The sequence below is a fragment of the Flavobacterium sp. genome, assembly GCF_043722275.1.
In the GTDB taxonomy this organism is placed as follows: domain Bacteria; phylum Bacteroidota; class Bacteroidia; order Flavobacteriales; family Flavobacteriaceae; genus Flavobacterium.
The window spans coordinates 81,539-99,986 of sequence record NZ_JAYSPC010000153.1 but is presented as its reverse complement, the minus strand read 5'-3'; the positions used below and the strand labels follow the sequence as shown (position 1 = coordinate 99,986).

Here is an 18,448-nt window from a genome sequence, read left to right as displayed (position 1 = left end):
TTGCTGAGACTCTGAAAAACAATGCAAAAAAACTTCGCATTCTCAGAAACTTAGCAACTTAGAACCTTACTTAGTATTTAACTTTCTTAATTTAATTGCCGTTAAAACCTTTTTGGTATATAATGGAAAGTCAGCATTTTGAATCCAGCTGAAATATCCGGGTTCTGTTTCCAGGATTTTATCGACTTTAGCACCTTTATGTTTTCCGAAGGTAAAAATCTCTTCATTGTCTTTATCAAAAGCGATCATTCCGGCAAAATCAGCAATTTTTTTACGGGTTGTAAATTCAGATAATGACTTCATATCATTTTCTAAATCCGGATAACGATCTAATTGCGCTTTTAAAATTTCATAGGTCGCCATTGTATCTGCTTCTGCAGAATGGGCGTTTTCAAGATTTTTTCCGCAATAGAATTTTAATGCAGCACTTAAAGTACGCTCTTCCATTTTATGAAAAATAGTCTGCACATCTACCGAAACTTTATTTTTCATATCAAAATCAACTCCGGCACGAAGTAATTCTTCTGCCAATAACGGAATATCAAAACGATCTGAATTAAAACCTCCCAAATCACTGTCCTTAATCATATTATGAATTTGTGGCGCCAGTTCATTAAAAGTTGGTTCGTTTGCTACTTTTTCATCTGTAATTCCATGAACGGCGGTTGTTTGCGCCGGAATTGGAATCGTAGGATTCACTAACCATGTTTTACTTTCTTTATTTCCGTTTGGAAAAACTTTGAATATCGAAATTTCTACAATTCGATCTTTACCGATATCAATTCCGGTTGTTTCAAGATCAAAAAAGCAAATTGGTTTGTTGAGTTTGAGTTCCATTTTTTAATTTTATAAGATTACAAATGTAATTTTTAAAGCCGAATTTCCTCTTTTATTATTGATTTTTTTAAACAAAAATCACTTCAATTTTATGTTTTCAACTTTAAAATTCATTCGTGAAGAAAGTTCATTTTTGTTTTTCTAACCTTTTCTTACAAACAAAAAACCCGGAAAATCATTAAAATTTTCCGGGTTTTATATATGCTAATCAAGATTTTAGAAATCTCTGTTGATATCAAAAGCTTCTAAATATTCTGCTACTCTTTTTACGAAACTTCCACCTAAAGCTCCATCAACAACTCTATGATCGTAAGAATGCGACAGGAACATTTTTTGACGAATTCCGATAAAATCACCTTCCGGAGTTTCAATAACCGCAGGAACTTTACGAATCGCTCCAAGAGCCAGAATTCCTACTTGTGGCTGATTGATAATTGGCGTCCCGAAAACACTTCCAAAAGTACCCACATTCGTAACCGTATAAGTTCCGCCTTGAGTATCATCCGGTTTAAGTTTTCCTGCTTTAGCGCGATTTCCTAAGTCGTTAACCGCTTTTGCCATTCCCACTAAATTTAACTGATCTGCATTTTTAATTACAGGAACAATTAAATTTCCGTTTGGTAAAGCCGCAGCCATTCCTAAATTTATATTTTTCTTTTTGATGATATAATCCCCATCAATTGATATGTTCATTCCCGGGAAATCTTTTAGCGCTTTTGCAACTGCTTCCATCATAATTGGTGTAAAAGTCAACTTTTCACCTTCTCTTTTCTCGAAAGCAGTTTTAACTTTTTCTCTCCATTTTACAATATTCGTTACATCAACTTCAATAAACGATTGTACGTGTGCCGAAGTTTGTACCGAAGCCACCATATAACCTGAAATCAGTTTTCGCATTCTGTCCATTTCGATGATTTCGTCACCTCCATTTACAGAAACAGGAACTGCTTGCTGGCTTTTTTGAACCGGAGCAACCTGAGCAACTGGCTCTGCTGCTTTTGGAGTTTCAACAACAGCTTTTGGAGTTGCAACGCCTGATTTACGGGTTTCAATATGTTTTAAAATATCTTCTTTTGTTACGCGGCCATCTTTTCCTGAACCTGCAATACTTTCTAATTCGGCTACAGAAATACCTTCTTCTTTCGCAATATTTTTTACTAATGGAGAAAAGAATTTATCAGATCCTGAAAAATCCTGTGGAGATGAAACGGAATCTTTTGCAGTTTCAATAGTTTGTTCGATAGCAGCAACCTCAGCAGGAGCAGCAACTTCTTCAACTACTTTTGCTGTTGGTGCATCACCTTCAGTTTCAATAATTGCAATTGTTTGTCCTACCTGAACTAAATCATCTTTACCAAATAACTGTTCAACTAAAATCCCTGAAACTTCGCTTGGCACTTCACTATCAACCTTATCAGTTGCAATTTCAAGTACAGCTTCATCAGCTTCAATTTTGTCTCCTACTTCTTTCAACCAGTTGGTAATAGTTGCTTCAGCGACACTTTCTCCCATTTTAGGAAGCTTTAATTCAAATCTTGCCATATTGTTAATCTAAAGGATGATTTTGATTTTCTGATTGCGAAATTACTGAATATTTTGAATATAAATTACACTTAATATAATTTTTTACTCAATTTTTACAACTTGCCCTCTGTCATTACGGGAATTGCTTCCAATAATAAAATCTGTGTTTTTGGGGAAAATCTTAAAAGTAACGTCCTTATCTTTAAGAGTTTTTATGATTTTGATACATTTTTTGAATGAAACATACTGATTATCCAAAATAATCTCAACCCTTTTACCCTTAAAAACCAGCGACGAATTTACCATTTTTTCTTTTTTTAAATTCATAAAGCGGACTTTATTTTTTAAAATAGAAGGCAATTTTTCAGACAAAATTTTATTTGAAGAATAAAAAACAACAGTTTCCGGGAACGGTTTTGCTTTCGTTTTTCCCTGAAACATTTTTGCAAACGAGAAAAACCAAATTCCGATTTGGATAAAAAATTCAAAAAACCATGATTTCTTAAAATGTTTCCGATAAAAAAAGGTCATCGCTTCCTGAAAACGTTTCATGTATTTTTCATCTTTTACCGTACTTTCTCCTTTATAATGTAAGACGGTTGTTTCATGAAAGTAATAATTCGATTTATTTTTTTGTAAAACGCGGTACGACAAATCGATATCATCGGCATACATAAAACACTTTTCATCAAAACCTTCTAATTCTACATACAAATCACGTTGCATCAACATAAAAGCGCCTACTAAAATATCGACTTTTCCGGTTTCATCTTTTGCTAAATGCTGGGCATAATATTGATTGAAAAGTTTCCATTTTGGAAAAACTTTATACAATCCAAAAATCTTTGTAAATGCAATCCACGGCGTTGGGATTCCGCGTTTGCTTTCCGGCAGAAATTCTCCTGTTCCATCAATTAATTGACAGCCTACAATTCCTAAATTGATTTGCCTTTCGGCGAAAGCCAAAACTTTAATAAATGTATCTTCAGCAACAACTGTATCGGGATTTAAAATGCAAATGTATTTTCCGGAAGCTTGCTCCACTCCTATATTATTCCCTTTTGGAAAACCAAAATTAGTAGCATTCTGAATTAATTTTACTGTTGGAAATTTATTTTGCATCATCAAACAACTCTCATCTGATGAATTATTATCGATAACAATAATTTCAGCGTCAAGTTCTGAAATCGCTTCCTGAACACTTAACACACATTGTTCCAGAAAGTAACGTACATTATAATTAAGAATGATTACCGATAATTGCATGAAAAATATTGGAATTGATTTTTTCGAAAGTTAGAAATTTTCAGCCAAACCAAGTCGTAAAGACCAATCGTTTTTACTGACTCCAAAATCAAGTATCAAATTGCTATTATTTTGCTTGTTCCATTTTATACGCAAACCGGTTCCTACGGCAGGATTCCATTTTTTAAAATCATAAGTATCGAGTTTAGAAGCTGACGAAATATTGGTAAAAAAAACAGCGCCAATAAAACCGTTTTTAGTAATATCAGTCCTGTATTCTGTCTCAAAATAAATCAAAGCATTACTTCGAAATCTATTTCTGGTAAAACCGCGGCCTGTTTTTCCGTCACGATCCCAACCAATACTTGGCAAATCGAGATAATGTGGTTTTCCGCCAAAAGTGGACCAATAAAAAGCGCGATACGCTAAAACCTGATGTTTGTATTTATTAAACGAATGGTATTTTCGGGCATCAAAATAGAAAGATTTCCATTTTTGATCTTCTACTCCACTTGTATTAATTCGGTAATCAGCTTCGATATATAAACCTTGTTCCGGATTGACATTGTTTTTTCTGGAATCGTATAATCCCTGAATTGCGACTCCAAAAGAATTTTCATCTGAAAAATCGCCATTCATATATTTCACATAATCGGTTTCATCATCGATATCTGATTTTTCTGAAATATTTTGGTAATTATCTAATAACAATCCTAAACCTAAACGAAAATTTCCAATTACTTTGCGGGTTACAAATTGATAAAAACGCCATTGCTGATAATCCAGCGTTGACATTTTTTTATCTGTATTATTTCCGCCTAAACCATAAGTATCCTGCGGATAAATCATAAAACGATAATCGCCAATAAAATTCCAAGTGTTGTCTTTTGTATAAATATAAGTTTGAATGGGAAAAACATATTGATTTGTAAAACTGAAATAAGGCGAAAATATAACTTGGGACATTCGGGTAGTATTGCGATCTCCGAGATAAAATGTAGTCAAAAACGAAACCACTAATCCTGCGTTTTTATTGGCATCTACAGGAACCGGAAGCAGCGAAAAGGCAATTTTTTTATCAGGATTTACTCGGAGTGAATCGTTTTTATGAAAGAGTTTATACAAAACATCTAAAATATCTTTTTTGTTATTTGTAACTGAATCATTTTGTGAATAACAAAACGGGATCAGAAAGAAGAAAAATAAAACAATTAGAGATTTTACACTTTTCATTTCGTAAGATTTTAAAGGACAAGTTCTTACAAATTTAAAACTTTATAAGTACAAACAAGAAATAGTTTAAAATTATTTGAGAGATTTAAATTTTAAAAAATCAGGAAACGATAACTCAATACAAATAAATATTTTATATATAATTTATTACTTTTAAAACTTAGCTTTGCATTCTAAATTATAAGAATTAGTTATCTGTTATTAAACCCTAATTATGAAAGAAAATTCTATTTACATATTTATTATTGCTTTAATTAGTTTTTCTGTGAATGCACAAACTTTAAATCCTACATATGCCATATCTGCTCCAACTCTAGCAGATAGTTTTAAAGGTGGATATACATTCTCATATGCTACTGCAGGAACTCCTTGGAATGGTTCACTTATAAGTTATGGAGGTTTTACAAATCAATATGATTGCCAAATCAGTTCCCAATATTCACCCGGAAATCATATAAGTTTTAGAACTAAAAACGGAGATAGCGACTTATGGAATCCATGGTATGAACTATGGCATTCCGGAAACCTTAATAATGTAAATAGTGATTTTCTTGCTAAAACAATAAAAAGCTCCGCATTAAATGTCTTTGGTAATAATCCTGATGCAACAAACATTATTTTATCTGCAGATTATGCTGATAGTTTCCGATGGAGAATAAAAACAAAAGATAGGGGAAATGCAATTGATCTTGATTTTACTTCCTCTGATAGCAATGATACACAAGAAGATGTTTTGAAATTATCCAGATCCAATTCTGGAAGACCACAATTTCAACTCTACAATAATGCAATTGTTGCAAATAATGGAAATGTAGGTATTGGCACAGCGAATCCAACCTCAAAACTTACCGTTGCGGGAGATATAAATGCACGCGAAGTAAGAGTTACTGTAAATGCTGGAGCTGACTTTGTTTTTGAAAACAATTATGAACTTCCTCCTTTACAAGCATTAGATGAATATATAAAAGCCAATAAGCATTTACCAGAAGTACCTTCTGCCAAAACAATGCAGCAAGACGGTATAAATCTTTCCGAAATGAATATTAAACTATTACAAAAAATTGAGGAATTAAGTCTTTACGCAATAGAACAAGACAAAAAAAACAATCTCCTTCAATTAAAAATTAAAAATTTAGAAAATGAAAACGGTAAATTTAAATCTTTATCAGATAGATTAGAAAAGCTTGAAAATAAGTAAAATTAAAATTTCACCAAACAAACATCTTATTTTATATACACTTGACTTCTTACAAATGCAATTGAATTTTATATTTATTGCATAATTTCATTACAAACAACATTATGGTTGAAAAAACCAGCGCCCAGATAATTCCCGGAACGCCTACACGAAAATATCCAGGAATAATATGAATATTAAGAGCTTTACAGAAATAATAAATTACGCCGGGCAAAATATAAATCAATAACGGATTTGCTGCGGCGGGCATAAAGAAATTACTCCATTTTGTAATTTTTTTAATTTCCATTAACCAATACAAAAAGTAGAATAAAACGGTACAAATTGCTGCCGAAAACATTGTCCATGATGGTGTTGCTTTTATTTTTGAGATTCCGTAATAAGGTCTTAATAAATATCCTGTTATAAAAAATAAAATGACAAAACCTATTACTGCCCAATTGATTTTAGCTGCTACTTTCCGGTCAAAAAACAATAACGAAATTACCACTCCGGCAGCAACTAATGCCGCATGGGTTAAATGTCCGGCAATAAAGTTAAACCATACTAAATGTTGTAATGGCACGCCTTGGGTTAGATTTACTGAATTTGCTACAACACAAATTACCAAAAAAGCTATCATAGCCCATAATCGTCCTGAAACGATCCAATAATAAACTACTGTAAATAGATACGCCCAACCAATTAAACCCAGAATTCCCCACCATTTTGGCGTCATTCCAATTTCACCGGTTTCCTCCTGAACGTATAGAAAATAAAGAACGACGAGAACTAACATTCCGCCATATTGAAGGGTATATTTTAACCAAACAGGAAATTCTTTGACATACTTATTCCAAATAGGAATTGGCATTAAATAAGCTAAAAGTCCCCAAAATACCGGTGTGATTATCATTTTTGTGGCGTCATAACCATATTCGGCATTGACCATAAAAACACCAATGATAATTAACGCAAAAGCTCTTTTTAAAGTATGCGTCCAAATTGTTTTAGTGCTATCTCCTTTGAGTAATCGTGCATTAAACGCAAACGGAATTGACATACCTACAATAAATAAAAAAGCAGGAAAAACAACATCTACAAAAGTCATCGCATCAGCGTCAGCCGGCATATGTCGCATCCATTGTGGAACGTTTTTTATACTTGCCAGCTCATTTACAAAAATCATAATAAAAATAGTAATTCCGCGTAAAGCATCAATCGAAATAATCCTTTGATTGTATAAATTTTTTTTAATTTTCATAAATAATTATGTTTTTAGCAATTTCAAATATAATATAATTATAAAATGCGCAGTTACTATGGTTACGTTAAAATTTAATAATAACAAATCCTTTCTATTTCTATACTTTTGCAACATGCTATCCTTCTTAAAATCCAAGCCGAAATTAAAAGATCTTTTATCTGATAATTATATTGATATCCATTCGCATTTATTACCCGGAATCGATGATGGCGCAAAAACTATTAGTGACACAATAAAACTGGCAAAAGCATTTGAGGAAATGGGAATTTCTCATGCTATTACAACGCCGCATATTAGTCATTATGTCTGGAAAAACTCTCCGGAAATCATAACTGCCAAACATCAGGAAACTACAATTTTATTAGAAAAGGATAATATCAAAATTCCTTTGAATGCTGCCGCAGAATATTTTATGGACGATTGGTTTGAAAGTCATCTTCAAACTGAAAAACTTCTTACGTTAAAGGACAATTATGTTTTGGTAGAAATGTCATATCAAAATGCTCCCATACAGTTGTATAAAATCATATTTGAGTTACAAGTTGCGGGATATATTCCGGTTTTGGCACATCCGGAACGGTATTTATATTACAGGAAAGACTTTAATGAATATGAAAAACTAAAAAAAGCCGGATGTTTTTTTCAGCTGAATTTATTATCCACGGTTGGTTATTATGGAGAAAGAATAACTAAAACTGCCGAAGAACTTCTAAAAAAAGGAATGTATGATTTTACAGGAAGTGACGTTCATCATATGAAACATATCGCCTCTTTTAGAGAAAAAATTAAAATTAATAGTATTTCAAATTTAAAAGAAGTGATTCAGAATAATCAGTTTTTTAAATTCTGATTAGATCATTAATAAGCATTCTCTTCGCCTTTGAATATGTTAATGATTGTTTTTACAATGATTTTCATATCCAGCAAAAAACTCCAGTTTTCGATATACCAAATATCATATTCTACTCTGTTTTCCATATCGCTTAATATTTTTGTTTCACCACGAAAACCGTTAACCTGCGCCCAACCAGTGATTCCGGGTTTGGCATATTGACGCACTACATAATTATTAATCAAATCACTGTATTCTTTTACAACATTCATCATGTGTGGCCTTGGTCCAACAACTGACATGTCTCCCCAGAAAACATTAAAGAATTGTGGCAACTCATCAATACTTGTTTTGCGAATAAAAGCGCCAAATTTAGTAACACGGCTATCGCCTCTTTCAGTTATTTTATTATGAGCAAAATCGTTTAGGTACATACTTCTAAATTTTAAACATTTAAAAGAACGTTTATCACGGCCTTCTCGTATTTGTTTAAAAAAAACAGGACCTGGCGATTCGATTTTAATAATCAACATAATTATAGGAAACAACCACGGAAAAACGAATAGAATCACTAAACTTGAAAAACAAATATCAAATGCTTTTTTCAATAATCTGTTTACAGGAAATTCCAAAGGTTCTGTACGAAACATTAATACAGCAGTATTTTCGTAAAAAGTAACCTCGACTTTACTGGCTTTTGTATACAATTGAAAATCCGGAATAAATTTGATTCGCACCATATTTTGCTCACAAATTCTTGTTAGTTCATTGATTATTTCAATATTATCAATGTGTAATGCAACATACATTTCATCGACTTTTTTATCATTGACAAATTGCCTGATTGCATCAAATCCTCCTAAAACTAATTTAGGATCAACAATTTTATTTTCGATGGATTCATCAAAAAAACCTAAAAACCGATAACCGTAAGTTAAATCTTTTGCTAAAATTTTGCGGATTTTTTCTCCTGATTCATTGGCGCCAACTACAATAAAAGTTTTAAAATTATATCCTTTTGCCCGAATATATTTTAAAAGTTTCATGGATAAATAGCGGGAAATCATTAATAATCCGAAGAAAATAAAATAGAAAGAAAGCAACCTGAGTCTCGAAATATCATTGTAATTTAAATAAACTACAAAAACAGAGATTAGTGCGGCATGAATGACCAGTTTTTTTATCGTTCTTACTAATATAGATTCAATTGGTTCAACTCGTATGCTTCTATTAGAGTCATTTTGAAGTAATAAGGCTATCCAGATTAAAATCGCGAGTAACGAAACTGTTTTTTCTTCTTTGGATAAAAGCATGTCTAAACTGCCAAATCTAGCTAATGCCGAAAGAATCGTAGCTAAATTTAACAATACCACATCTACGCCAACAAATAAAAGTTTAAAATAGCGTGAAAATCGGTAATGGGACAGTTTTTGTAAAATTTTCATATTTGGTGTTTACGCTTTATCAAAAGAACAAAAATCATGTCATAAAAGCATTGCAAAATACTACTTTAATTATATTTTCGATAGTAATTAAATCTATTCTTTTAAAACTTTACTTTTATGACATGCAAATTTAATATTGCAGATCATGATAAAAACTATTTTATTCTTTTGCCTGATTATATCCTCTGCTTACTCGCAAATTCTGGGATGTACAGATCCACTTTCGATAAATTATAATTCTAAAGCAACCATAAATGACGGAAGCTGTCTTTATAAAAATGTAAAATTAAAACCTGAATATTCAAATCAATTAAGTGATTCTATCAAAGAAACTTCGGGATTAATTGCTTTTGATAATTTATTATGGACACATAATGACGATCATGACAAAACGATTTACGGATTAGATTCTTTAGGAAATATTCGAAAAAAAATCATTTTGGAGAAAGTGACAAACCATGACTGGGAAGAAATTTCACAAGACAGCACTCATTTATATATAGGAGATTTTGGAAATAATTTCTCCGTAAACAGAACTGATTTAAATATTCTGAAAATAGAAAAAAAATCTTTTTTAGAAGGAAATCCCATTATTGAAACAATTTCATTTCGTTACGCTGATCAAACTAATTTTTCATCACAAAAAGGTAATACTACAAATTTTGATTGTGAAGCTTTTGTAGTTTCAAAAGACAGTATTTATTTGTTTACCAAACAATGGAGTTCTTATAAAACTATGATTTACGCTTTGCCTAAAACATCCGGCAATCACGTTGCACAGCTAAAACATACGCTGGACACAAAAGGATTGGTAACTGGCGCGACGTATTTAGAGTCAAAAAAATTAATTACGCTTTGTGGATATTCTAAAATGGGAAAACCGTTTTTATATCTTTTATACGATTTTAATGACAATGATTTTCTATCGGGAAACAAACGAAGAATCACTATTAAATTTCCTGTTATTCAAATTGAAGGCATTGCGACAAAAGATGGTTTGCATTATTATGTCACAAATGAAGCATTGGTTCGAAAACCTATTATCAATGTCCCGCAACAAATTCATCGGTTTGATTTAAGTCGTATTTTGAATTCCTATCTCCATAAATAATTCGCAAATGGCAATATAATAGTTTACTTTTGCAAAAAGTTATGTTTTGTAAATCATTCATAACTTATAATTTATAACTCATAATTTACAAAGTGAATTACTTATCTGTAGAAAATTTATCGAAGTCGTTTGGCGAAAAAACGCTGTTTGACAATATCTCGTTTGGAATAAACAAAGATCAAAAAATTGCTTTCATTGCCAAAAATGGTTCGGGAAAAACAACCATTATGAGCATTATTAATGGTTTAGAAGAACCGGATACTGGTCAGGTAGTTTTAAGAAAAGGGATTAAAATGGCTTTTCTTTCTCAGAGCAATAATTTGCAGGAAGAGTTAACGATCGAAGAAAGTATTTTCGCATCTGATAATGAGACTTTAAAAGTTATTGAGAAATACGAAAAAGCGCTTGAAAACCCAGACGATGAAGAGGCTTATCAAAAAGCTTTTGACGGAATGGACCAACATAATGCATGGGATTTTGAAACGCAATACAAGCAAATTCTTTTCAAATTAAAACTGGAAGATTTTAAACTTAAAGTAAAAAACCTTTCGGGAGGACAAAAAAAACGTCTTTCATTGGCGATTATTCTAATCAATCGTCCTGATTTATTGATTCTGGATGAGCCAACCAATCACCTGGATCTTGAAATGATCGAATGGCTGGAAAGTTATTTTGCCAAAGAAAATATTACGTTGTTTATGGTTACGCACGACCGTTTCTTTTTAGAGCGCGTTTGTAACGAAATCATTGAACTTGACAACGGAAAATTATACCAATACAAAGGAAATTATTCTTATTATTTAGAGAAAAAAGAAGAAAGACTTACCTCTGAAAATGCCAGCGTTGATAAAGCAAAAAATCTTTTCACCAAAGAATTAGAATGGATGCGCCGTCAGCCAAAAGCGAGAACGACAAAATCGAAATCGCGTCAGGATGATTTTTATGTAATTAAGGAAAAAGCACAAAGCCGCCGTCGTGAAAACAAAGTTGAACTTGAAATTAATATGGAACGTATGGGAAGCAAGATTATCGAGCTTAACAAAATTTCTAAAAAATTCAAGGATCATGTTATTCTGGACAATTTTAGTTTTGATTTTCAACGTGGAGAACGCATAGGAATCATTGGCAAAAACGGAACCGGGAAATCTACTTTTTTAAATCTTTTAACGGGAACACTTCCTTTAGATAGTGGTCGCGTAGTAAAAGGTGAAACGATAAAAATTGGTTATTACACGCAAACCGGAATCAATCCGAAACCAAATCAGCGTGTAATTGATATTATTAAAGAATACGGAGAATTTATTCCGCTTGCAAAAGGCAGAATGATTTCGGCTTCGCAATTATTGGAGCGTTTTCTTTTTGATGCGAAAAAACAATACGATTTCGTAGAAAAATTAAGTGGTGGAGAATTGAAACGTTTGTATTTATGTACAGTTTTGATTCAGAATCCCAACTTTTTAATTCTGGATGAACCTACGAACGATTTAGATATCGTTACGCTAAATGTTCTTGAAAGTTTCCTCTTAGATTATCCTGGTTGTTTACTTGTTGTATCGCACGACCGTTATTTTATGGATAAAATTGTCGATCACTTATTTGTTTTTAGAGGAAACGGTGAAATCGAAAATTTCCCAGGGAATTATTCTGATTTCAGGGCTTATGAAGACAGTTCTGAGGTTGCTCAAAAAGAAGAAAACAAAGCGGAAAAGAAAGATTGGAAACAAAATAATCCAACAGGAAATTTAACTTTCAACGAGCAAAAAGAATATCAAAAACTGGAAAGAGAAATTAAAGATTTAGAAATAGATAAAACTAAAATCGAACAATTATTCTCTGAAGGAAAAGTTGCAGATGCAGATATTGAGAAAAAAGCAAACGAATTACAAAACATCATCAATAAAATAGATCAGAAAGAAGAACGCTGGTTTGAGCTTTCGGCTAAGATTGAAGGGTAATTTTTTTAGTTTCAGTCTCAGTTTTTTGATTAAACATTCAGTTTGTCATTTCGCCGAAGGAGAAATCACACACGTTACGGCGAGCTGGATGTAAAATACTGGATGTGATTTCTCCTTCGTCGAAATGACAAAACAATAAAACCTCCTAAAATTAATTATATTAGCCTTCGCAAAAAACATATTATATGAAATACCTACTATCTGCATTATTCGCGATGACATTATTCATTTCTTGTTCATCTAATGACAAAGAACCTCAGAAAACAGATTATACTGTTGAAAACGAAAAAGAAATCACAGATTATATTGCTAAAAATAAACTAACTGCCGTAAAAAGCGATACTGGTTTATATTATGTAATCAATGAACCGGGAACCGGAAAACAACCAACAGCAACATCAAATGTAACTGTAGCCTACAAAGGATATTATTCTAACGGAAATGTATTTGACCAAAGTAAGGCTGAAGGAATTTCTTTTGGGTTGAATCAGGTAATTAAAGGCTGGACGGAAGGTATTCCTCATTTTAAAGAAGGCGGAAGCGGAATTTTATTAGTGCCTTCTCATTTGGGTTACGGAAGTTTTGACTACAATGGAATCGCCGGAGGTTCTGTGCTTATTTTTGACGTTAAATTAATTACGGTCAACTAAATAATTACAAAACCATTCATCTTAATAAAAAACCACAACAGAATTAAATTTTGTTGTGGTTTTTTCATTTAAAACTAAAAACAGCATTCAATTTTAAGAATAACAAAAATTCCACATGTAATAATTTGAAAAAATTATGTAAATGATACTTCATTTGTTTTCCGAGATTTGTGTAAGTGAAAATGAATTCACAATTAACACATATATAAAATGGAAAATCTAAATAACCCGGACGGAACTAAACGTCAAATACTTACAGGAATGTTCACAGATCGTGAAAGCACAGAAAGAGCGTATAACACTTTACATGACAGAGGATATACAAAGGATGAAATAAACCTTATCATGTCTGATGAAACAAGAAAAAAACACTATTCAGATAAACACGATCATTCTGAATTAGGAACAAAGGCAGCTGAAACTGCTGGAACAGGATCTGCAATTGGCGGAACAATTGGAGCTATTGTAGGAGTTGTTGCTGCATTGGGAACAAGCCTTGTTATTCCGGGATTAGGATTAATTATCGCTGGTCCGTTAGCAGCAGGTTTAGCAGGTGCAGGTGCAGGTGGAATCACGGGAGGTTTAATTGGTGCTTTAGTAGGATCAGGAATCCCTGAAGAAAGAGCAAAAGTTTATGAATCAGGAATTAAAGACGGGCACGTTGTATTAGGAGTTCACACTCGTAATGACGAAGATGCTGAATATTTTGAAAAAGAATGGAAATCAAATAAAGGAGAAAACATTTACCGTTAATTTCCTTCATTTTTCAAAAGAAAACCACAACAAAATTTATTCTGTTGTGGTTTTTTATTTTTATTAGAATAGAATTTCAGACTGAAAACTGAGATCGAGACTGAAAACTAAAAACCTACCACGGAATCGGATTATAATCTTTCAGGAATTTACCGCACCAGTGTTTTCCTGTATTGATTCCGTCAAATAAAGGATCCATGACACGAGCTGCGCCATCAACAATATCTAATGGCGGTTGAAAATCTTCCAGTTCTTTTTTTTTCTTCGCTAATTCGGCAGGATCTTCGTCAGTTACCCAACCCGTATCAACAGCATTCATAAAAATGCCGTGTTTTGCTAAAGTTCCGGATGAAGTATGCGTTAACATATTCAAGGCAGCTTTTGCCATATTGGTATGCGGATGACGATCTTCTTTAAAAAAGCGATGAAATTTCCCTTCCATTGCCGAAACATTTATAATGTGCTTTTGCCCCGTATTATCTTTTTTCATTACTTCCGAAAGTCGGTTACATAATACAAAAGGCGCAACAGAATTGACCAGCTGTACTTCGATCATTTCTGTAGTTTCGATTTGACCTAAGCGTAAACGCCAACTATTTGTTTTGCGTAAATCAACTTGTTGTAAATCGGCATCAAGTTCTCCTTCCGGAAAAACTTCATTTGCCACTAATGCATTATCAAAAGAATAAGGAATTTGAGATAATTTGGCAGAAGCCCTCAAACCAATTCCAGGTTCAGGTCCGTGCCAGGTTACCGGCATATTCTCGTTTGAAGAAGCTCCGCTTGTCAGCATCTTCAATTCATCCAGACAATTAAGATGATCTAATAATAATTCCTGAGCTTGTTTAGGCAACGCGCTTATTGGCAATTCTTCATTCTCCATTAAATGGGAATAAAAACCAGCCGGACGCCTTACAGTTTGAGCCGCATTATTAATCAGAATATCTAAACGTTCGTATTTTTGTTCAATAAAATTACAGAAAATTTCTACACTCGGAATATGTCTTAAATCTAAACCGTGAATTTTTAAGCGATGTCCCCATTCCATAAAATCATCTTCCTTAGCAAACCGCAAAGCCGAATCTACCGGAAAACGAGTTGTAGCAATTACAGTTGCTCCGCCACGCAAAAGCATCAATGTAATATGATAACCAATTTTTAAACGAGAACCTGTAATAATGGCAACTTGTCCTTTTACATCAGCAGTCTGGAAACGTTTTGCATAATTAAAATCACCACAATCTGTACACATCGTGTCATAAAAGTGGTGCATTTTAGTAAATTCGGTTTTACATACGTAACAATTTCTTGGCGTTTCAAGTTCTAATTGCTCTTTGTGCGCAAGATCATTAAAAGCTAATAATTTTGGCGCAACAAATATACTTGCCTCACGCGCATAACGAATTCCGGTTTCTTTACGAGCGGTTTTGTCTTTCTTTTCTTTTTTACGTTTCGCAGCTTGCAAACCATCTTTAACCCTTCTTGAAAACTCACCTTTATCTGGTCTGGAAAACATTCCTGCTTCCTTGATTAGAGCAATTCGTTGTTCTTTCGGGATATCAAATATCTGATCTGTATTCGTATTCAACTGTGCTAAAATAGCAATGCATCGATTAATTTCCTCAGAAGATATTGTACTTCTATCTTCTATTTCTTCCTTCAACATCATAAAAAACGTATTACTATTAGCTTAAATTTAAAGTCCACAAATATAGTCTTTTAAAAGTCTAAAGTCGTAAAGTCAAAAGCCATAAAGTAATACGAATGTCCTTAAAACTTTCGACTTTTGACTTTACGACTTTGTACTTTCTCCTTTTTTGTATCTTCGCGCTTATATGTAACTTTTACTATGCTATTTCAAATAAAATCTTATTTAAAATTTCTTTGGAAATCGAAAAACGAACATGGCGTTCACTCTCCTTTCGTTTTTAATTTATTGACAAAATCTTTTTACGATAAAAAACCAAAACCGGAATATTTGATTCTACAGAATTACAGAAAATCTCTTTTAGAAAATAAAAATTTTATTGATGTAACCGATTTTGGCGCAGGATCAAAAGTTTTTAAATCGAATAAAAGACAAATTTCTAAAATAGCCAAAACTGCAGGGATTTCGCCAAAGCGTGCCGAATTGCTTTTTAGGGTTACTAATTATTTTCAGCCAAAAAACATTCTTGAAATTGGAACTTCATTGGGTTTGGCTACTTCTGCTTTAGCATTAGGTAATCCGAAAGCAAAAATAATTACATTAGAAGGTTGTCCTGAAACTGGAAATCAATGTCAATTGCAATTACAAAAATTCAATTTCAATAATGTAGATTCGGTAATAACTGAATTTGAAAACTTTTTAATTTCGACAAATCTCCAATCAACAGATTACGACCTTATTTATTTCGACGGTAATCATTCTAAAAAAGCAACTTTAGCTTATTTTGATCTCTTGTTAACCACAATTACAAATGATTCAGTCTGGATTTTTGACGATATTCATTGGTCACCGGAAATGGAAGAAGCTTGGGAAATCATTAAAAACCATTCAAAAGTGACCGTAACGATTGACACTTTTCAATGGGGATTTGTGTTTTTCAGGTACGAGCAGGAAAAAGAACATTTTGTGATTAGGGCATAAAAAAAGACAATCATCGCTGATTGTCTTTTTTAATACTAATTCAATTTTACCAATTATTTTTTGGCTTCTTTATTTTCTTCAGATTTAGCTCCAATTCTGTTAACAGTATACATTGGTGCGAATTTTAATTTTAAACCTGCAATTTTTCTATTATCTTCAGATGTAAGTCCTTCTTTTTCAACTGTATTTTTACGGCTGTCAAGTGCTTCATACATCAATTTCACTTCATCCCAATCTTCACGAGAATATTTATCTTTATTATCCTCTACGGTATGAACAAATTGTTGGTATACACTATGAATATTTTTAGCATTTACCCAGTCAAAATTCATATCATCGCCAATTTTTCCTTCACCAAATAAGGCGTTTCTTAATTGTTGTTTTGGGCTTGGAGCTGGAGGGGCAAAAACGGTGGTCATTTCATTTTTAAATTCTTCATACTTCACTTTGCTCGCATTGATTTTTTCTGTTGCAGCTGAGTTATCTTTAATATCTGCAAGCGCAGTTTGAGCTTCTGCGGCTCTTCTATCATACTCAGCGTCAACATTTTTCCAATCGGCTTTCAAATCGTCAGCTTTCACATTTTTTACTGAATCGACGTAGGCTACATAAGAGTCGATTGTTTTTTGAGCTTTTTCTTGTTTTTTATCTTTACAAGAAGTTAAACTTAGTGCAATTAATGCAATTCCCGATAATAATTGTATGTTCTTCATAATTTTGCTTATTTAATATTACATAACAAATATAGTTAAAAAATTTAATAATATTAAATTATTATCAAAAATTTAATATTAAATGTAAAAATAATTTAATAAAAAATGCAAAATATGATAATTATGTAAAAACAATTTAAAATCATATAACAACTTTTTCATTTCCTATAATATCTTTTTTTAGAGGATTTAAAAAGTTGCTGTAAACACTAGGATCTGTAACAAAAATCAATTTTGAGCTACTTATCGTTTATTGAAAAGTGTTTTGTACTTTTAAATCCAAAATTGTAAATCAAAATGGCAAATCCATTAATTAAAATAACCAACATCAAAAGAGATTTTGTACTGGGTAACGAAATTGTCTATGTTTTAAAAGGTATAGATTTAGAAATCAACAAAGGCGAATACGTGGCTTTAATGGGACCGTCAGGATCTGGAAAATCAACTTTAATGAACTTATTAGGTTGCCTGGATACACCAACTTCCGGGCATTATGTATTGAACGGAAAAGATGTGAGCCAAATGAAAGATGATGAATTGGCGGGAATTCGGAACAAAGAAATTGGATTTGTATTTCAGACTTTTAATCTTTTACCCAGAACAACCGCTTTAGACAATGTCGCTTTACCTATGATTTATGCCGGATATTCAAAATCTGAACGTAATGAACGTGCGATTGAGGTATTAAAACAAGTTAATCTTGCTGACAGAATGGATCACCAACCGAATCAGCTTTCCGGAGGACAACGTCAGCGTGTTGCAATTGCCCGCGCCTTAGTCAATAAACCTTCGATTATATTAGCCGATGAACCAACGGGAAACTTAGACAGTAAAACTTCTGTAGAGATTATGAAGCTTTTTGGTGATATACACGAACAAGGAAATACTGTTATTTTAGTAACACACGAAGAAGATATCGCAGCTTATGCACATCGCGTAATTCGTTTGCGGGATGGTTTGATTGAAAGTGACACAACGAAATAGTTCAATCGTTTATTTGGTTAATCGTTTATTTATTAAACTGAAAAAAACAAAAAACTTAGTCACTTAGCACCTCAGAACCTTAGTACCTTAAAA

At 32.6% G+C, this 18,448-nt stretch carries 16 protein-coding genes; 8 read left to right on the top strand and 8 right to left on the bottom strand.

Annotated elements, in window-relative coordinates:
* Window positions 1–66: 66 nt before the first annotated feature.
* From ACHZDT_RS19045 to ACHZDT_RS19030, 4 genes are all read right to left on the bottom strand, one after another.
* Complete coding sequence (locus ACHZDT_RS19045) at window positions 67–837, bottom strand: exonuclease domain-containing protein (RefSeq protein ID WP_394776278.1); 771 nt, start codon at window positions 835–837, stop codon at window positions 67–69.
* Window positions 838–1,053: 216 nt separating this feature from the next.
* A complete protein-coding gene (locus ACHZDT_RS19040) occupies window positions 1,054–2,379 on the bottom strand; it encodes a dihydrolipoamide acetyltransferase family protein (protein WP_394776277.1) in 1,326 nt (441 codons plus the stop codon).
* Window positions 2,380–2,463: 84 nt separating this feature from the next.
* Window positions 2,464–3,627, bottom strand: coding sequence for a glycosyltransferase family 2 protein (locus ACHZDT_RS19035; RefSeq protein WP_394776276.1), 1,164 nt, complete (start codon window positions 3,625–3,627; stop codon window positions 2,464–2,466).
* A gap of 30 nt (window positions 3,628–3,657) precedes the next feature.
* Window positions 3,658–4,839: a hypothetical protein gene (locus tag ACHZDT_RS19030; RefSeq protein ID WP_394776275.1), complete on the bottom strand. Its 1,182-nt coding sequence runs from the start codon at window positions 4,837–4,839 to the stop codon at window positions 3,658–3,660.
* A gap of 214 nt (window positions 4,840–5,053) precedes the next feature.
* Between ACHZDT_RS19030 and ACHZDT_RS19025 the strand changes: the two genes are divergently transcribed.
* Window positions 5,054–6,037 carry a hypothetical protein gene (locus tag ACHZDT_RS19025; protein ID WP_394776274.1) on the top strand — a complete coding sequence of 328 codons (984 nt, stop codon included), beginning with the start codon at window positions 5,054–5,056 and terminating at the stop codon, window positions 6,035–6,037.
* Window positions 6,038–6,086: 49 nt separating this feature from the next.
* Here the strand turns inward: ACHZDT_RS19025 and ACHZDT_RS19020 are convergent, their stop codons facing one another.
* Window positions 6,087–7,280: a DUF5009 domain-containing protein gene (locus ACHZDT_RS19020; protein WP_394776273.1), complete on the bottom strand. Its 1,194-nt coding sequence runs from the start codon at window positions 7,278–7,280 to the stop codon at window positions 6,087–6,089.
* Window positions 7,281–7,395: 115 nt separating this feature from the next.
* Here ACHZDT_RS19020 and ACHZDT_RS19015 point away from each other — a divergent pair, with 115 nt between their 5' ends.
* Window positions 7,396–8,133, top strand: coding sequence for a tyrosine-protein phosphatase (locus ACHZDT_RS19015; protein WP_394776272.1), 738 nt, complete (start codon window positions 7,396–7,398; stop codon window positions 8,131–8,133).
* An 8-nt stretch (window positions 8,134–8,141) separates the two neighbouring features.
* On the opposite strand, the gene ACHZDT_RS19010 is transcribed toward ACHZDT_RS19015, so the two are convergent.
* Entirely contained in the window at window positions 8,142–9,560 is a 1,419-nt protein-coding gene (locus tag ACHZDT_RS19010) for an undecaprenyl-phosphate glucose phosphotransferase (protein ID WP_394776271.1), read from the bottom strand.
* A 145-nt stretch (window positions 9,561–9,705) separates the two neighbouring features.
* On the opposite strand from ACHZDT_RS19010, the gene ACHZDT_RS19005 reads away from it, so the two are divergent.
* The 4 genes from ACHZDT_RS19005 to ACHZDT_RS18990 all read left to right on the top strand — a co-directional run bounded on the left by ACHZDT_RS19005 (window position 9,706) and on the right by ACHZDT_RS18990 (window position 14,029).
* Window positions 9,706–10,671 (top strand): T9SS C-terminal target domain-containing protein, encoded by a 966-nt coding sequence (locus ACHZDT_RS19005; RefSeq protein WP_394776270.1) that lies wholly within the window; start codon window positions 9,706–9,708, stop codon window positions 10,669–10,671.
* Window positions 10,672–10,763: 92 nt separating this feature from the next.
* Entirely contained in the window at window positions 10,764–12,626 is a 1,863-nt protein-coding gene (locus ACHZDT_RS19000; protein ID WP_394776269.1) for an ABC-F family ATP-binding cassette domain-containing protein, read from the top strand.
* A gap of 185 nt (window positions 12,627–12,811) precedes the next feature.
* A complete protein-coding gene (locus ACHZDT_RS18995) occupies window positions 12,812–13,276 on the top strand; it encodes an FKBP-type peptidyl-prolyl cis-trans isomerase (RefSeq protein WP_394776267.1) in 465 nt (154 codons plus the stop codon).
* Window positions 13,277–13,486: 210 nt separating this feature from the next.
* A complete protein-coding gene (locus tag ACHZDT_RS18990; protein WP_394776266.1) occupies window positions 13,487–14,029 on the top strand; it encodes a hypothetical protein in 543 nt (180 codons plus the stop codon).
* 115 nt (window positions 14,030–14,144) lie between these two features.
* Here the strand turns inward: ACHZDT_RS18990 and ACHZDT_RS18985 are convergent, their stop codons facing one another.
* Window positions 14,145–15,695, bottom strand: coding sequence for an SDR family NAD(P)-dependent oxidoreductase (locus tag ACHZDT_RS18985; protein ID WP_394776306.1), 1,551 nt, complete (start codon window positions 15,693–15,695; stop codon window positions 14,145–14,147).
* Between the two features lie 183 nt (window positions 15,696–15,878).
* Between ACHZDT_RS18985 and ACHZDT_RS18980 the strand changes: the two genes are divergently transcribed.
* Window positions 15,879–16,658 (top strand): O-methyltransferase, encoded by a 780-nt coding sequence (locus ACHZDT_RS18980; RefSeq protein ID WP_394776265.1) that lies wholly within the window; start codon window positions 15,879–15,881, stop codon window positions 16,656–16,658.
* A 53-nt stretch (window positions 16,659–16,711) separates the two neighbouring features.
* On the opposite strand, the gene ACHZDT_RS18975 is transcribed toward ACHZDT_RS18980, so the two are convergent.
* Window positions 16,712–17,371: a DUF6565 domain-containing protein gene (locus ACHZDT_RS18975; protein WP_394776264.1), complete on the bottom strand. Its 660-nt coding sequence runs from the start codon at window positions 17,369–17,371 to the stop codon at window positions 16,712–16,714.
* A 297-nt stretch (window positions 17,372–17,668) separates the two neighbouring features.
* Here ACHZDT_RS18975 and ACHZDT_RS18970 point away from each other — a divergent pair, with 297 nt between their 5' ends.
* Complete coding sequence (locus ACHZDT_RS18970) at window positions 17,669–18,355, top strand: ABC transporter ATP-binding protein (protein WP_213305377.1); 687 nt, start codon at window positions 17,669–17,671, stop codon at window positions 18,353–18,355.
* Window positions 18,356–18,448: the final 93 nt, after the last annotated feature.

Coding starts and splice junctions, on each gene's coding strand:
- ACHZDT_RS19010 (WP_394776271.1), bottom strand. CDS start 9,560: ATGAAAATTTTACAAAAACTGTCCCATTACCGATTTTCACGCTATTTT.
- ACHZDT_RS18985 (WP_394776306.1), bottom strand. CDS start 15,695: ATGTTGAAGGAAGAAATAGAAGATAGAAGTACAATATCTTCTGAGGAA.
- ACHZDT_RS19040 (WP_394776277.1), bottom strand. CDS start 2,379: ATGGCAAGATTTGAATTAAAGCTTCCTAAAATGGGAGAAAGTGTCGCT.
- ACHZDT_RS19005 (WP_394776270.1), top strand. CDS start 9,706: ATGATAAAAACTATTTTATTCTTTTGCCTGATTATATCCTCTGCTTAC.
- ACHZDT_RS19035 (WP_394776276.1), bottom strand. CDS start 3,627: ATGCAATTATCGGTAATCATTCTTAATTATAATGTACGTTACTTTCTG.
- ACHZDT_RS18995 (WP_394776267.1), top strand. CDS start 12,812: ATGAAATACCTACTATCTGCATTATTCGCGATGACATTATTCATTTCT.
- ACHZDT_RS19045 (WP_394776278.1), bottom strand. CDS start 837: ATGGAACTCAAACTCAACAAACCAATTTGCTTTTTTGATCTTGAAACA.
- ACHZDT_RS19025 (WP_394776274.1), top strand. CDS start 5,054: ATGAAAGAAAATTCTATTTACATATTTATTATTGCTTTAATTAGTTTT.
- ACHZDT_RS18990 (WP_394776266.1), top strand. CDS start 13,487: ATGGAAAATCTAAATAACCCGGACGGAACTAAACGTCAAATACTTACA.
- ACHZDT_RS18980 (WP_394776265.1), top strand. CDS start 15,879: ATGCTATTTCAAATAAAATCTTATTTAAAATTTCTTTGGAAATCGAAA.
- ACHZDT_RS19015 (WP_394776272.1), top strand. CDS start 7,396: ATGCTATCCTTCTTAAAATCCAAGCCGAAATTAAAAGATCTTTTATCT.
- ACHZDT_RS19030 (WP_394776275.1), bottom strand. CDS start 4,839: ATGAAAAGTGTAAAATCTCTAATTGTTTTATTTTTCTTCTTTCTGATC.
- ACHZDT_RS19020 (WP_394776273.1), bottom strand. CDS start 7,280: ATGAAAATTAAAAAAAATTTATACAATCAAAGGATTATTTCGATTGAT.
- ACHZDT_RS18970 (WP_213305377.1), top strand. CDS start 17,669: ATGGCAAATCCATTAATTAAAATAACCAACATCAAAAGAGATTTTGTA.
- ACHZDT_RS18975 (WP_394776264.1), bottom strand. CDS start 17,371: ATGAAGAACATACAATTATTATCGGGAATTGCATTAATTGCACTAAGT.